At 29.1% G+C, this 16,260-nt stretch carries 16 protein-coding genes; 12 read left to right on the top strand and 4 right to left on the bottom strand.

Annotation, left to right across the window (positions count from 1 at the left end; all coding sequences use genetic code 11):
* Positions 1-171 precede the first annotated feature (171 nt).
* The 5 genes from D1816_RS04310 (at position 172) to D1816_RS04290 (ending at position 3,697) form a co-directional block, all read left to right on the top strand.
* Positions 172-597, top strand: coding sequence for an ABA4-like family protein (locus D1816_RS04310; protein ID WP_118501318.1), 426 nt, complete (start codon positions 172-174; stop codon positions 595-597).
* Positions 590-1,390 carry a hypothetical protein gene (locus tag D1816_RS04305; protein WP_118501317.1) on the top strand — a complete coding sequence of 267 codons (801 nt, stop codon included), beginning with the start codon at positions 590-592 and terminating at the stop codon, positions 1,388-1,390. The genes D1816_RS04310 and D1816_RS04305 overlap by 8 nt, the downstream gene beginning before the upstream one ends.
* Before the next feature lie 10 nt (positions 1,391-1,400).
* A complete protein-coding gene (locus D1816_RS04300; RefSeq protein ID WP_233565301.1) occupies positions 1,401-2,483 on the top strand; it encodes a sensor histidine kinase in 1,083 nt (360 codons plus the stop codon).
* A complete protein-coding gene (locus D1816_RS04295; RefSeq protein WP_118501315.1) occupies positions 2,464-3,216 on the top strand; it encodes a LytTR family DNA-binding domain-containing protein in 753 nt (250 codons plus the stop codon). Before D1816_RS04300 ends, D1816_RS04295 begins: the two co-directional genes overlap by 20 nt.
* Positions 3,217-3,403: 187 nt before the next feature.
* Complete coding sequence (locus D1816_RS04290; RefSeq protein WP_118501314.1) at positions 3,404-3,697, top strand: putative quinol monooxygenase; 294 nt, start codon at positions 3,404-3,406, stop codon at positions 3,695-3,697.
* Positions 3,698-3,781: 84 nt separating this feature from the next.
* On the opposite strand, the gene D1816_RS04285 is transcribed toward D1816_RS04290, so the two are convergent.
* Both D1816_RS04285 and D1816_RS04280 read right to left on the bottom strand, forming a co-directional pair.
* A complete protein-coding gene (locus D1816_RS04285) occupies positions 3,782-5,146 on the bottom strand; it encodes a M23/M56 family metallopeptidase (protein ID WP_118501313.1) in 1,365 nt (454 codons plus the stop codon).
* Positions 5,139-5,522 (bottom strand): BlaI/MecI/CopY family transcriptional regulator, encoded by a 384-nt coding sequence (locus D1816_RS04280; RefSeq protein WP_066310073.1) that lies wholly within the window; start codon positions 5,520-5,522, stop codon positions 5,139-5,141. The genes D1816_RS04285 and D1816_RS04280 overlap by 8 nt, the downstream gene beginning before the upstream one ends.
* A 297-nt stretch (positions 5,523-5,819) precedes the next feature.
* Between D1816_RS04280 and D1816_RS04275 the strand changes: the two genes are divergently transcribed.
* The 7 genes from D1816_RS04275 to D1816_RS04245 all read left to right on the top strand — a co-directional run bounded on the left by D1816_RS04275 (position 5,820) and on the right by D1816_RS04245 (position 14,741).
* Positions 5,820-7,148: a hypothetical protein gene (locus tag D1816_RS04275; RefSeq protein ID WP_147405092.1), complete on the top strand. Its 1,329-nt coding sequence runs from the start codon at positions 5,820-5,822 to the stop codon at positions 7,146-7,148.
* A gap of 238 nt (positions 7,149-7,386) precedes the next feature.
* Positions 7,387-9,546 (top strand): SIR2 family protein, encoded by a 2,160-nt coding sequence (locus tag D1816_RS04270; protein ID WP_118501311.1) that lies wholly within the window; start codon positions 7,387-7,389, stop codon positions 9,544-9,546.
* Positions 9,543-10,208, top strand: a complete 666-nt coding sequence (locus D1816_RS04265) for a hypothetical protein (RefSeq protein WP_118501310.1) — start codon at positions 9,543-9,545, stop codon at positions 10,206-10,208. Before D1816_RS04270 ends, D1816_RS04265 begins: the two co-directional genes overlap by 4 nt.
* A 264-nt stretch (positions 10,209-10,472) precedes the next feature.
* Positions 10,473-11,318: an SDR family oxidoreductase gene (locus D1816_RS04260; protein ID WP_118501309.1), complete on the top strand. Its 846-nt coding sequence runs from the start codon at positions 10,473-10,475 to the stop codon at positions 11,316-11,318.
* A gap of 99 nt (positions 11,319-11,417) precedes the next feature.
* The gene (locus tag D1816_RS04255; RefSeq protein ID WP_118506208.1) at positions 11,418-12,323 is read left to right on the top strand and encodes an AraC family transcriptional regulator; all 906 of its coding nucleotides are present in this window, start codon (positions 11,418-11,420) and stop codon (positions 12,321-12,323) included.
* Positions 12,324-12,482: 159 nt separating this feature from the next.
* Positions 12,483-13,592, top strand: a complete 1,110-nt coding sequence (locus D1816_RS04250; RefSeq protein ID WP_118501308.1) for a type 1 glutamine amidotransferase domain-containing protein — start codon at positions 12,483-12,485, stop codon at positions 13,590-13,592.
* Positions 13,593-13,691: 99 nt separating this feature from the next.
* The gene (locus D1816_RS04245) at positions 13,692-14,741 is read left to right on the top strand and encodes an AraC family transcriptional regulator (protein WP_118501307.1); all 1,050 of its coding nucleotides are present in this window, start codon (positions 13,692-13,694) and stop codon (positions 14,739-14,741) included.
* A 132-nt stretch (positions 14,742-14,873) separates the two neighbouring features.
* On the opposite strand, the gene D1816_RS04240 is transcribed toward D1816_RS04245, so the two are convergent.
* Positions 14,874-15,599 carry an acyl-CoA desaturase gene (locus D1816_RS04240; RefSeq protein ID WP_066310093.1) on the bottom strand — a complete coding sequence of 242 codons (726 nt, stop codon included), beginning with the start codon at positions 15,597-15,599 and terminating at the stop codon, positions 14,874-14,876.
* 55 nt (positions 15,600-15,654) lie between these two features.
* Positions 15,655-16,251, bottom strand: a complete 597-nt coding sequence (locus tag D1816_RS04235; RefSeq protein WP_066310095.1) for a Crp/Fnr family transcriptional regulator — start codon at positions 16,249-16,251, stop codon at positions 15,655-15,657.
* Positions 16,252-16,260 lie beyond the last annotated feature (9 nt).

Raw genomic sequence — 16,260 nt, 5'->3', positions numbered from 1 at the left:
TCATAAAGCATATGCCACTCTTCGGAGTGGCTTTTTTGGTTTTAATACTCAAATGTTGACAGTTCAGTTGTGATTAACGACGATTCAACATAAAGTGATTTCATTTTCTGTCTATATATATCATATTTGAGTCATCAATAATCAAAAAACGAGCTAATAAATATTTCTAATATGACTCCAACACAAGTTTTTTCAATAGTAGGAATGATTGCAATGCCTATGTGGGTTTTAATGATTTTTTTACCAAAGTGGAAAGTAACACGGTTTTTAATTGATTATAAAGTGATCCCACTTTTTTTGTCAGTGATTTATGCTATTTACATTTTTCAAGCAATACTAATAGGAGGGTGGATGGATTTTGGCAGTTTAACATCTGTAATGGCTCTGTTCACAGAAGAAAACGCAGTATTGGCAGGCTGGGTGCATTATTTAGCGTTTGACCTTATCGTTGGGATGTGGATGTTAGATCAAAATAAAAAAGTAGGAATACACCAATTGCTAATGGCACCATGTCTTTTTGGAACATTCATGTTCGGCCCAGTAGGCTTTCTATTATTTATCATTCTAAAAACATTAAAACAAAAAAAACATGAATAGTATCAAAAAAGTATTCAGTATTGTAAGGCAAGAAAGCCCGATTTTATATAGTATAGTATTATTTCATTTTATTGCCGTTATTGGGTGTCTATTAGGCCTTTTAATAGATGATAGAACCTTAATGGGAATAAACGTCTGGGTCAAACCTTTAAAATTTTCTATTTCCGGAGGGATTTATATTTTAACAGTGGGGTATCTAATGACTATTTATCCCTATTCTTCACGAAAGAAAAATATAATCAATAACCTTGTCTCATGGACATTATTATTAGAAATAGGAATTATTTTATATCAAGCAGCCAGGGGGGTTAAATCTCACTACAACCAATCTACACTATTTGATGGGTTGTTATTTGCTGCAATGGGTTTATTAATTGCTGTGAATGTACTTATTATGGTATTATTTATTATAGATTCTGCCAGGTTAAAAGTTAAAATTCCTACATCAATACAAGTTGCTTTATTCATGGGATGGTCTGTAGTTCTTTTTGGAAGTTGGGTAGGAGGGCAAATGATAAGTCAGATGGCCCATAATGTTGGGGTTGCAGATGGGGGAGCGGGGTTACCATTAGTAAATTGGAGCACGATCGCTGGTGATCTTAGGATTGCTCACTTCTTTGGATTGCATGGCATACAAATAATTCCGTTATTCGCATTATGGTTATCTCGTAAATGGAAAACTAAAGATAGAAATCAGATTATGGCTGTTACTGTTTTTGGCTTATGCTATGCAGGATGGATCGCTTTTACATTCCTTCAGGCAAAACAAGGTATGCCACTTATCAAATTGTAACTAAGATATAATGATATTCAATAAGGAAAAACGCATAAAATATTTAGGTTTTGATGACTTTTGGTTTTTTGTCATAGGCGTTTTTGTACTTAGCTATATAACGGATTATCTTTTTAATAATTCTTTTTTTCGCTTTCCATTTATAGAAGCGCTTATTAACTGGAGTGTTTCCTTATTTTTTACTATTTGTGATTGGTTTATTATTAGAGCTATTATAATTCTTTTGCGAAAAAAATACCCAAATTTTGATGATGATATTAAGCGACTTATCTTATTATTTGTTGCTATTGTAAGTACCGTAATACTAGTTGATATTATAGGTAATAGTATATTATCTTCTATTTTTAGTAAAAACTATAAATCAATAAGTTCGTCGATAGTGCTATTACCTATTATCATTATTAGTACAATGACCATGGCGATATATGAGGCTATTTATTATAATATACGCCTTAAGAAATCAATTAGAGAAGAAGAACAAGCAAAACAAGTGATTGTGCAAGCGCAATTAGATACACTTAGAAATCAGGCACAGCCTCATTTCTTATTTAATACATTAAATACGTTGCGTGATATCATAGATCAAAACTCTAAAGAAGATGCTAAACAATTTGTAGATAAACTATCTGATGTGTATCGATTCATCTTAGAGTCCGGAAATGCTAATCTAACTCTGGTAAAAGATGAATTGAAGTTTGCAAAAGCCTATATTCATATACAATCCGAAAGATTTGGAGACAACCTACAACTAAACTGGAATATTTCAGATAATAAATTGGGTAAGATGATTGTACCGATGAGTCTTCAGCTCTTATTAGAAAATGCAATAAAACATAACATTATTTCTAAGGCCAAACCACTAGTTATACATGTAGAAGTAATCGATGATCACTTGGTAGTTAGTAATAAAATTCAGTCAAAATCTACTCAATTACCTTCAACAAAAGTAGGTTTAAAAAACATTGAAAAAAGGTATAAATTAATCTCTAGTATCCCTATTAAAGTTAAAAATGATGGTACTAGATTTGAGGTTTCTCTTCCATTATTAAATTCATCAGACAAAAAGAATCATTATGCTCGTATTAATAATTGAAGATGAGCCTAGAGCGGCAAATCAACTACAGAGTATTTTAAAAGCTTGTAATTTCGAATATCAACTTTTGGATATTATTGATACTGTTGAGGATACTGTATCGTGGTTTCAAAAAAATACTGCACCGGATCTAATATTTATGGATATTCAGTTGGCAGATGGGTTGAGTTTTGAAGTATTTCAAAAAATAGAGATAGAAGCACCTATTATTTTTACAACCGCCTTTGATCAGTATGCAATTCAGGCTTTTAAGGTTAATAGTGTTGATTACTTACTAAAGCCTATTAAGCAAGAAGAGTTGGCGTTGGCACTACATAAATTTAATAAGTCAAACAGTAATAATATTGTCAATCCTGATGTTTTAAAACAACTTCTTAACAGTATGAATACTACACCTAAACGAGAAGGAATTTTGGTTAAAGAGGGTAGTGGATTTATTCAACTTAAGATTTCAGATTTACTATATGTTTATTCAGAAGAAAGTATGGCTTTCGGTATTACCAAAGAAAAAAGATACATAATTGATGAGACCATTGATCAACTCTATACTTCATTAGATACAGCGCAATTTTATAAAATAAATCGTGGACAAATTATTGCTAAAACAGCAATACTGAAAATTGAACCTTATTTTAACCATAGAGTAAAACTTTCGATTTTAAACCCTCGTGATCAGGAATTTATTGTTAGTAGGCCAAAGACAAGTGAATTTAAGGTATGGATGAATACATAAATGATGTAACTATCTTAAGTAGGCTTCCTTTTAATGATCCAAATGCTTCATTATCAATTTTAGTTTGACTTTTTATACTATGCTCTTATTGTATATATCTTTAGTTGTCTTCTATAGTATTCACTTACGTTATCTTTGTAAAACAAAACACAAACAAGTTATCAAAAAATAAAATCAAAAAAGACGTATGAGTAATCAATTGACTATTATAGCTAAAATTTGGGCTAAAACAGAAAAAAGAGAACTAGTAAAGACTGAATTATTAAAATTAATAGATATTACCAAAGCAGAAAAAGGGTGTATTAACTATGATTTACATCAAGATAATGAGAATGAAAATTTGTTTTTGTTTTATGAAAATTGGGAGAGTCGTGAATTATGGCAAGAGCATATGAATAATAAACATTTAGTAGAGTATATGAAAGCTACTGATGGTGCTGTAGAGGAATTTTCACTTCACGAAATGACCGCAATAGGGTAGTTTTAAGATGGACTCTAAGTAAAATCTTTAAAAAGTAATGCAAGCAAGAGTACATTTTGTTGTGCTCTTGCCTGCATTTGATTATTAGTTAATGTAGTCCAAAGGATTTACTCTTTTTCCTTTATATTTTACTTCATAATGTAAATGCGGTCCTGTAGAAAGTCCAGTGTTTCCAACATAACCTATAATCTCTCCTTTTTTAACCGATTGTTCTTCCTTGATGTTGAATCCTTGTAAATGTGCATACCATGTTTCATGATCATCTGCATGAGAAATTATTATAAGGTTTCCCCAATCACCCTCAAGAGATGCTTTTGAAATAATACCATCTGCAGTTGCAATAACAGGAGTACCAGGAGTAGCTCTAATATCAATACCCCCATGAGCAACACCTTTATTAATTTTTGGGTGCTTTCGTTTTACTCCAAAATGCGATGTGATATTTTCTTTTGTTCCATTTTGAACAGGGAATAGAGAGGGAGGTAAAGTTTCGTCTTCTAAGATGTAACACGCATCTAAAACATTTAAAATAGTTACAAACTCAATATCATTACTATTTTTATTCGAAATATTAGGTTTGGTAAATGCAGAAATTAAAAATATGCACATGAGTAAAAGTATACTGTACTTAAGTTTTGCTAGGTTGTTGGACTTTGGTTTTGTCATCATGATTACTCTTTGTTTTAGAATGGGTTGTTTAAAATAATTATATAAATTGTTGGGTTTCTGAACTTCTAGAGTTTGCATTAATAATTGCATATAATCAGAAGTTTTTACCCCTTTTTGTAATACACCTTTATCTGCTTGAAATTCGTGTACAGATTTTAAAGACTTTCGATATAAATAGCTCAATGGGTTAAACCAAAAAAAAGCAATGTAAATTTCGGTTATTATGACGTCTATAGAATGTTTTAATTTAATATGCATCCTTTCATGTGCTAGCACATATTCATCATAAGTTTTAATTTTTTGCTTAGGAATAAATATAGAATCGAAATAAGAAAAAATATTTGCTACATCTGCTATCACTAGTTTATAACCATTTTCTTTTTTTGTATAAGACCTTCGCTTTAAAAGAAATAGATTTTTAGCCGTTAAGAAAAATCTAAGTAAATAGATAGCAACAACAATTAAATAGATCGTAATGAGTATACCTAAGTAATTAAATGAAGAGTTTATATCATTAGTTTTTACACCCTGTATATCAACAATATCTGTATTTATCATTGCTACCTGATCAAATAGAGGAACTTCGATAATCACATCTGAAAAACTAGAAGGAAATATACCGTTTGTTAATGGAATTAATAGAGAAATAGGCAACAGTAATAACAGTATAATCCTATTTAAATGATGAAAAGTTAGTTGCTTTAAAAATAACACAAACAATATATACAATACAGAAAATATAAAAGCTGTTTGTATAATATATAAGAATAAGTTAGTCATCTTTAGATTTTAATTGTTCTATCTTATCTTCTAACAACATTTTCATGTTTTCAAGTTCGGTTAGATCCAAATCTTCGTTATTAGCAAAAAATAATGCAAACTTACTTGTTGAGCCATTAAAGAAGTTCCCGATTACTTCTTTCATATGTCTTTTAAAGTAGTTATCTTTTGAAATAGTAGCATAATACTCACGTATTTTTCCGTAGGTGGTAAATTCCAAAAATTCTTTTTTAACAAGAACTCTTACCACTGTAGAGATAGTTGTATATGCAGGACGCGGCTCAGGAAATTGGTCCACAATATCTTTTAAGAAAGCCTTTTCAAGTTTCCAGACGTATTGCATTACTTGTTCTTCTGCTTTTGTTAATTCATTCATAGGTAAAATGTATGACTGTTTTTAGTTACGACTACAAATATAGTTATATAACTATAAATGTAGTCATAAACTAATGTTAATACTTACCTAAACATTTAACTATTATCAATTAGTTTTTGACTGTTTATTTAAGAAATACCCCGAAATGGGTATGTTTTTCATAGTTTGATTTATCGATTTTTGACAAATATTACTGCCCTAGAATCATTATTAGCAGATAGAAATAGACATGTAAATACAATATTAATTCGTCAGAACAATGCCTATACAAATTATGTTAATTTAAAAATCATTCTCATGAAACTGAAAAAAACAATTTCTTTAATAATTATATTACAAAAAAAAGAGTTGAGTAAATTAACTTTCTGTAGTTTACTAACACTAATATCATTTAATGGATATAATCAAGAATACGTAGATATAAGTTTTGACACAATATCTACTTCTTTTAGAAAACAAAAAACAGATCAAATCAAGTCAATCAGTTTTAGAACAGATATTAAGGAACTTAAGAATCAAGAGGATTATAAACTTATAATTCAAGTTGATAATGACGAAACAACATTATCTTCAAAAGATTATGAAATTTATTATAAACCAACTTTGGCATCTAAATTAAAAGAAAAAGAAAAAATATTTATTAAAATAAAGAAAGATACGTTGTCTGATAGAACAAGAACGATTAAACTAAACATAAGGTTGTTCAAAGGAGATTCAATAGCAAAAATACCGAATATAGGTGATTTTGAGTCTATTTTAATCAATATAAAGCCAATAAGAATTGTTAATGGTTATGAATATTTGGGATATATAGGCACTAATTTTGATTTAGTCGAAGGTATACAGGCAAAGGATCTGTTTTTTGCGGCTAATATTTTTAAAAGCCCAGAACAAACACTAAAGAAAAAAGTTGGATTTTATCTCAGCCTTTATGGTAATAGAGCATTAAGTCAAATTGACTCTTCGGGTATATTGAAAAGAGTTGTTGCTGTAGAAGCTGTTAGTGATACATCTTATCAAGTGATTAATGAAACAAGAAGCATTAGACGTACTCGCTTTTCTGATAACCTAGGAGCTTATATTAGTCCATTATGGAAAATTACCTCTAAAAAATCACCTAATAGTACCCTTAATTTATATTACTCACCATCTCTTGAGTTTATTTATAGAAGAACAAAAACAAGTATTAGTGACTTTGGATCTCCAAAATTAGATACTATACCAAAAATAGGAGATATAAATGAAGAAACAGCTCGTCCACAAAATTTACCATCACCACGAAAGGATACTTTTAATGAATATTCATTTAATTTAGGAGTGTTAGGGATTTTTTTAGCATTAGAAAATAAACAGATTAGCGTTCGTGTACATGGTTCTGTTGGTTATGCTTCAAATTATTTTATAGACTTTGAAAAGAGTAATTCAAATTCTTCAATATTGGTTCAACAAAGTGATTTATTTTTTTCCGGTAGGGCATGGATTACCGAGCCTAAGTCTGGTGTAACTTTACAAGCTGAAGTGACTAATAGTGCTTTTAATCCTAGGCCCTTCTTTGTTGCTACTCTATCAAAAGCGTTTGATTTTGAGAAAATTGGTACAATTTTCACTCCATTATCTTCAAGATAGTTAATAGTTTGAGTAAATAAGGATTAAACAATTCAAATAATTTGTTTTTTTAAAGTGTAATTACCGCTTTTAGAATTACTTATTTATTCTCATTTATAGATAGTTAGGTAATTTTTATTATATTAGTTATGCTTTTCGTACTCAAGTAAATAATCCCATTTTTTGTATTTATATTTTTTAGATTAAGTAGTTATGCTACTCGTAATCTAGTTTTTTGTTGAAAAAAAATATCTTTTTAATGGGCTATCAACTACTTGAATTAAGAAAATTTCTTTCTAGGATAGAAAGAGATATTAATACTGAAACACCTATTCCGTTTACTTGGTTAATTGGCGCTGGTTTTAGTCAAAGCGCAGGAATTCCTTTGGCTAAAGAAGTTAGTCATATTATAGTTCTTTATGAATATATAGGAGATGTTAGAGCGGATGATTTTGAGGACGAATTAATTGGATTTGGATATGATCAGAAACAATTGAAATCATATCTAGATTGGTACTACGAATTAAAAAAAACTAACAACAAAAGGTATAATGAATTAATCGATCAAGCATATTCTTGGTTAAAGACAACAGATAATTTTGAAAATATTGATAGAGAAAGTCCAAATTGCTATCAAAAACTATTTACTCATTTATTAAGGTATAAAAATGATCATCATTATTTTTTGACAAGTATTATACAACGTGTAAGGGGTATTAATGTAGCTCATATAGGATTAGCCGGTTTACTTAAAGATTACCCAAAATGGGGAGATACCGTATATACAACTAATTTTGATGATTTACTTCTGACCTCAATTCTTTCTCTAAACCATACTGCTAGAATTTTTGGAGAAGTAGAGTCTAGTGAACAACCTTCGCAGTCACCTTCTTATCCACAAATAGTCCACCTTCATGGTCGACATACTGGCTATAATTTATTGAATACTAAAGAGGAAGTTGAAAAATGGTATAATCAAGAATTAAAAAAAGCTTTCGAAAAACATATTTCTGATTCTAGCTTAATAGTTATTGGATATTCTGGATGGGATGATATGATAATGCAAACGTTAAAGGAATGGAACGATAGTAATCCAAATTTAATAAGAGGAAACTTATATTGGATTCCTTACTTAGGAGAACAAAATATAGATAAAAAAGCAATTAAGTTTCTAAATAATTGTCCTAAGTTAAAAACGTTCGTAATAGTCAATTCGGATCCAGACCTACAACTTAATGCAGACTCCTTTATTCTATCATTATGTAATTCGATAAATAAGAAAAATGGACGTTTTGCGAAGTACAGATCAGATTTATTGAATACAGCCAAAGAACAACATAAATTTATTATGTATCAATTGGTTGATTATCCCGATCACAATCCGCAAACGGCTTATGATTTAGCACTAAAAGCAGAAGAAAGAATTTCTAAAGCGGAACTTAGTAAATCTATCTCCTTATTAGAAGAAGCATATGAAATTATAATCCAACCTGATATTTCCTCTGAATTGAAAGCCAAAGTTGGTAAAAAATTAGGGCTTTCCTATTATAAGTTAGATAGACTTAAAGAATCCAAAAAACTACTTGAATTTGCATTGTCTCATTTCACACAGTTACCACAAAAAGATGAAGAAATACAATTTGATATAGCAGAAACAAAAAGAATTTTGGCTGAAATTCTAATTAGCAAAGATGAATTTAATGAAGCTTTAGAACATATTAAGAATTCTATGTTCTTATCAATAACAGCTAGTTTTGAACATACATTTTTAAAATGGAAAAGAAATCACTTATTGTGTAATCTAACGAAATGTTTTATATATCTATTAAAGGGGCGCTATGAACATGCAGAGAGTCTATTAAATCAAGTAGACAAAGAGATAGAAATAGTAATGGATGAACCTAAAATACTAGGAAAAATATGTCAAATAAAATCGTGTTATTTTTTAGTAACAGACCGAATAAGTAAAGCTAAGCATTTTCTCAATGAGTCAGATTCTCATTTTTCGAACATAGAAGATTCGGTAAATAAATTCTTAAATAATATTTATCATGCAGAGATATTTGTAAAAGAAAACAATTTAAAAAAAGTCAATGAAAAAATTAATTGTATTGTTTTACCAAACAAAGATGAAATAGCAAAGGGAATATTATTAAATAATCAAGCATATATAGAAATGCTAGAGAACAATGATAATAGATTTTTAATTGAAAAATTACTTAAAGAATCTACTAACCTATTATCGAAAAATGAAAGTAATTATAATTTGATAAATGTCTTAACAGACTGTTATGTTTTTTATAGAAACAACAATGATGATTTTAACTTTCAACATATCAAAGAACAAATAAAATTAACAAATTGTAAACCCCATCAATACTTTAAAGCTATGAAAACCATTGAAAAAAAAGAGAAATGAAAATAAACAAAATAATTCCAAGTATTTATACTCCAGAAATTCGTTCACTGTTTACAATACCACGTATATATAGATTTCGATCTTATGATGAAGCAATAAGCAAGCTTATGTTCTTTAAAAACAAATTCGAAACAAGTAATCCAAATACTATTTTTTATAATATAGAAAATGAATTGATCCTTTGGGTTAGAGATTATAATGTTGAAAATCTTAAAGAACAAGGATATTATGGTAATTATATAAAATTAGGAGTAAAAAAACTTAAATTAGGAAAATTTTATTATTACGATATTTATCATGAAAATATTGAAATCCCAATTGAAAATCATCCCCGAAAAAACCTAAGTACCGGTAAACATCCTAATTGGCATCATAGAGTTCTCAAAAGAATAACTAAAGAATTTGAGTATGAAAGTGAAAAAGATGCAGAAATTGATTTATTGAAATTGTTTAATGATCATCCCGATAGTGGTAATTTTTTTAGTTCTGGTAGATTACGAATTTTTGTATATAAGTCTGATTATAAACCAAAAAAAATTAAAAGTTTCTTATTTGATATTGAACATAAAAGTAATGGGAAATACCAAATAATCTTTCGCGAAAACAATTATAAAAAAATTAGTGCTCATAAAATATATAATTATGGGTTCAAAATAATATGAAATTAGAAGTAAACTTATTTCATTTTCATATTGTATAATGCAACAGATCAGTTATAGACGATTCTAGTAAAGGTATAATTATTTCATTAATATAATTAACATTAAGTTATAGTTACCATTTTTATAAACATCAATTTATTACTCGCAAAATTGTAAATAGTAATGTACCCTAAAAGTAGATTTGACTATGACTTTCTTAGATTTGGAAAAGTGAATAGGTTTATTTAAAACCACCTTTGTATTCGAATATAAATTTAAATACTTATGAATACAACAAAAGTGTGGTTTATTACTGGAGCGTCTAAAGGTCTGGGGTTAACAATTACCAAAAAATTACTGGAACACGGTTTTAATGTTGCAGCAACATCACGAAATAAAGAATCTTTAATTAAGGAAATTGGAACAGAAAATAAAAAATTCTTACCAATAGAGATGGATTTAACGAACAACCAAAACGTAAAAAACAGTATTAATACTGTGATTAGATATTTTGGTAAAATTGATGTTATTGTAAATAATGCTGGTTATAGTCAAATAGGAACATTAGAAGAGCTTTCAGAAGAAGAGGTTGAAAACAATTTTAAAGTAAATGTATATGGTTCACTAAACGTAATCCGGAATGCGTCAATTCATTTACGGAAACAACATTCAGGACATATTTTCAATATTGCATCAGTAGGTGGTTATACAGGTAACTTTGCAGGATTTGGTATTTATTGTTCTACAAAATTTGCGATGGCAGGGTTTACAGAAGCATTAGCTGAAGAAATAAGGCCTTTTGGAGTGCACACTACTTTAGTTTACCCAGGCTATTTTAGAACAAACTTTTTGTCTAAGGGATCTATTCAAACTCCATTTAAGCCAATTGAAGAGTACAAATTGGCTCGTGAAATGCAACAAACACATCTGAAGGAAATAAATGGAAATCAACCAAATGATCCAAAAAAGGCAGCCGAAGTACTTATTAAACTAAGTGAACAAGAAAACCCACCTGTACATTTTTTCATGGGAAAAGATGCTTATCATTATGCAAATCTTAAAATAGAGACCATTCAAAAGGCAATGAAAGCACATCAAGAATTAGGAACATCAACAGGATTTAATGATTAGGGCGTGTAGCTAATAATAAAACTTTAAAATGTAATTATTTATCTACAAGAATGGTTTTGTATAAAGAAAACGGATAGTTAAATTTCAAGTATGAAAAATATGTATCGATTTAAAACGCTTAGTGAATTTCATAGATATAGTAATCTGCCTAAACCACAACACCCATTAATTAGTTTAGTAGATTATAGTAAAGTCAATTATCCCACGAATTCTAATGAAATTAAATGGATGCAAGATTTTTACTCTATTGGCTTAAAGAGGAATGTAAATGAAAAGTTTAATTATGGGCAACAAAAATATGATTTTGATGAAGGGGTATTAGCCTTTGTTGCACCAAAACAAGTTCTTACAATTCAAATACAACAAAATATAACAGCAAATGCATCTGGGTGGTTATTACTCATCCATCCAGATTTTTTATGGAATACACAATTGGCAAAATCGATAAAAAACTATGATTACTTCGGTTATTCTGTCAATGAAGCACTTTTTCTTTCTAAAAAAGAAGAAAGTATTATTGTTGAGCTACTAAAAAATATTAAAAGGGAATATCAATCCAATATTGATAAATTCAGTGAAAATATAATTATTTCTCAAATTGAACTACTGCTTAACTACGCAGAACGTTATTACCAACGTCAGTTTATTACCAGAAAAATTACAAATCACGAAATTCTAGTAAAATTAGAAACAGCTTTGAATAGTTATTTTAGTAAAAAGAACACTCTGATTAATGGGTTTCCTACTGTTGTACAAATTGCTAATGATTTAAACCTTTCTCCTAACTATTTAAGCAATATGCTAAAAACAATTAGTGGGCAAAGTACCCAACAACATATTCATAATAAATTAATTGAAGTTGCTAAAGAAAAATTATCAACCACAGAACTTAGTGTAAGTGAAATTGCCTTTGAGTTAGGGTTTGAATATCCTGCATCATTTAGTAAATTGTTTAAAAATAAAACTACTGTTACTCCCATTGCTTTTAGAAAATCATTTAATTAAAATGACCTTTGCAATTATAAAACTACATTTTTTATTGACACATCAAATTATCAATTATAGACTATTTAATTAATAATTTACTCTGACAGAATTATCATTTCGTCAGTTTTTATGGACATTTAGATAGTACTTCGTGGTATAATCATAAAAGTTTATGTCATGTTTAAAAAATATAAAGCCTTAAAATGGATACTCATAAGTGTTACCAGTATAGTTATCTTACTTTTACTATTTGGATGGTGGTTTATGAGTCTTTTACCTCCAAAAGAGATGTATGCCAATGTATCCAAGACACAAGTTTCAGATTTGCCTTATTTATCTCAAAATGTAATATCATCACGAGGAAAAATCCTTGCTATAGTAACCAGTACAGATAAAATGGGGGATACAGATAAAAAAACGGGGTACGAATTAACCGAATTGTCCCGGGCATATTATGTTTTTGAAGCGAATGGTTTCGAAGTTGATATTGCTAGTCCACTTGGGGGAACACCACCTATAGTAATTGATGATGAAGATATGGGAGCATTTGATTTTGCATTTTTAAATGATAGTATTGCACAGTATAAAACGAAACATACTATTGCAGTAAAAAACATTGAACCAGAAGCATATGAAGCTATTTTTTTTGTAGGAGGCAAGGGAGCTATGTTTGATTTTCCTAATAATAAAGATATTCAGAAAGTAGTGCGTGAGTTATACCAGGACAATAAAGTTATAGGAGCTGTTTGTCATGGTCCTGCTGCCTTGGTAAATGTAACTTTAGATAACGGACGCCCGTTGTTAGAAAACAAAACAGTAAGTGGTTTTACTAATAAAGAAGAACTACTTTTAATTTCGGATGCTAGAGAAATTTTCCCTTTTCTTTTACAAGATGGCTTAGTTGCAAAAGGAGCACGTTTTAATGAAGGAACAATGTATTTAGAAAATATTAGTCATGACAATAATTTAGTAACAGGTCAAAACCCTTGGTCAACTTGGATATTAGCTGAAACTATGATTAAACAATTAGGCTACACCCCTAAGTATAGAGAAATTACTGCCGAAGAAAATGCAATACGTGTTTTGCAGATGTATGAAGATCATGGAGTAGATAAAGCAAAACAATTGATTGAACAAATTTGTGAGATAGATCGTAAACCATTAGCCCGGCAACTTCTTGCCATGCATAGTGTTGTTGGAGTGATGAGAGGTGATATTAGTCGTTTTTACAACCTTATAGGCTTAACTGCTTACGCAAAGAAAAAAACAAAAGATATTGCGTATTAATAATATGTGTAGTTTCTTTATAGTAGTAAAACAACAATTTATGGAGTAGTTTACTTTCTTTGTAAACTTCATATTTTTTCTATTCATAAAAACAGTCATTTGAGTTTTTTAGATATCTTATTAATTATTATTAGCAGTGCTGGATTATTACATGGAGTACTATTTGCGTTGTATCTAATGATTTTCAAAAACAAGAAGTCTTTAACCAATTTTTTGTTGGGATGGATTCTTGTATTTATGGCTTTTAGGATAGGAAAATCTGTTATGCTAAATTTTGGTGACGATTTAGAACCTATATTTATTTTTTTAGGATTAACATTTTTATTAATAATAGGACCATTTTTAAAATTTTACATTTTTGGAATGACACGTTCTAACTTTAAACTTCCAAGACATTATATTTTAGAACTTGTTCCTTTTATTTTAATTTTTATTGCTAGTCTTTTTGTTACCAGAGACTGGTATGAAAACAGTAAATTCGTAATTGTCATTTTTTCTAGTGGACTTATTTTTATATATCTACATCTGGCATTTTATATAGGTATAGCCTGGAGAGTATTACACCAAACGAAAAAACAATATTCAAAGAAATCACAAACAAAATCGCAAAAAGCTATATTAAAATGGTTACAACTTTTACTAATAGGTTTTGTATTTATCTGGATATCTTATGTGATAAACATCTTGGATGAAACAATTCCTTATATAGTAGGACCAATTGTATATTCGTTAGTAATCTATTTTTTAAGTTATAAAGCTTTAGTACTTAAATCTACGGATCTTGATGGTGATGTATTTAAAACAAATGATGATGAATTTATATTTACTGAAATTTTGAAACATGTCGAAAAAGAAAAATTATATCTTGAGTCTGATATTTCTTTGGTTAAATTAAGTAAGATAATTAGAAAAAGCCCTCAATTGACTTCATTAATTATTAATCAATATGCTAATCGAAACTTTAATGATTTCATTAATTTTTACAGAATTCAGGAGGCAAAAGTACTACTTTCAAAAGCAGAAAATAATGCATATACTATTTCATCAATTGCTTTTGACACTGGTTTTAGTAGTCTTTCTTCTTTTAATAGTGCATTTAAAAAATTTGAAGGTCTAACACCATCATCTTTTCGAAAAAATAAGATCTAATCATACGAATTTAGATTAGATTTCTCTTGTATATAAAATGGCTTACCTATATACTAAACTGGTATAATTAGTTACTATTTTGAAGGTTCAATATTCAACATGATGACTCATTTCATTATAAAACTTAAATCATTATTTAAGTTTTATAATATTTAATTTATTAAGGAAACGCATAATCATGTAAGTAACATCTATTTCATACCAATGTATCCCTCCAAAATTGGCTCTAGAACTATGTTTATGATGATTATTATGATATCCTTCACCCATCATTAAAAAGTCAAATCTAAATAGGTTTTTTGATGTGTCGGTAGTCTTAAAATTTACATATCCGTAAATATGACCAAACCAATTAATAATCACTCCATGAATTGGGGCCATTAAAAATAATATTGGCAAAAATAGCCATTGCCACCAAGCTGTTACTAAGAATACAAATATGATTGTGTAAATAACAATCCATGCAATTCGAGAACCACGAGAACTGGCAAAGCGATCAAAATTTTTCCATTGTGGGACATTTTTTGTGAATTTTTGATCAACTTCTATACGCTTATTGTTTATGTCTCCGTATATATTTTTTGTTTTCCACATCATCGCAAATAAATTATGATCATATTTAGGCGAATGAGGGTCTTTTTCGGTATCGGTATATGCATGATGCATTCTATGCATAACACCATAACCATAAGCACTTAAATAACTTGGCCCTTGACAAAGCCAGGTAAGGAAAAAAGTGATTTTTTCAGTTCTTTTAGACATAGTATACACCTGATGAGCAGCATATCTATGAAGAAAAAAAGACTGAAAAAATAATCCTGAATACCATAAAAGCAAAACTAAAAGTAATATTGCCATAACATATTTTTTTGCAAAATTACTTCTAGAATATAGATATAACAATGAATCTATGTTAACTAATTTCTTTGCGAATCCGGCTTAAGCCTTGTGGTGTAACACCTATATATGAGCTTATATATTTTAATGGGATTTCTTTGATAACCTCTGGGTGATCTTTAAATAGATTTAAATAGCGTTCTTTTGCCGTAAATTGTAGTAAAGTTTGTTCTCTTTTAGATTTTATAAGAAAAAGTCTTTCTGCTGTTAGTCTACCTATAAGATTTCCTATTTGGGTAGTTTGATATACTTTTTGTAAATCCTCGTATGTTATACTTAAAATGGTAGTATGAGTAAGTGTTTCTAATTCATAAAGAGAAGGTCTTCGACTTAAGAAAGAATCATATGCGCTTATGAATTGTTCTTTAAAAGAAAATCCAAATGTAATTTCTTTAGCAGGGTCAGCATTAGGTATATAAAAACGAACCAATCCAGATATAATAAATGAAATATAATTTTCGACTTTACCTAATTTTAAAAAAGCGGTTTTTTTAGGAATATCATGTTTAATAAGCTTAGAAGAAAAAAAATCCCAATCTTTATCAGATACGGTTGCAAATTGTTGCAAATGATTTCTTACTAATCCTAAGGTCGTTTTGGGGTCTAAGTTCATAATGCTGAA

Source organism: Aquimarina sp. AD10 (assembly GCF_003443715.1).
Lineage (GTDB): Bacteria > Bacteroidota > Bacteroidia > Flavobacteriales > Flavobacteriaceae > Aquimarina > Aquimarina aggregata.
Note: the sequence above shows the minus strand (reverse complement) of the source record. Positions and strands in the feature narration are given on the sequence as shown.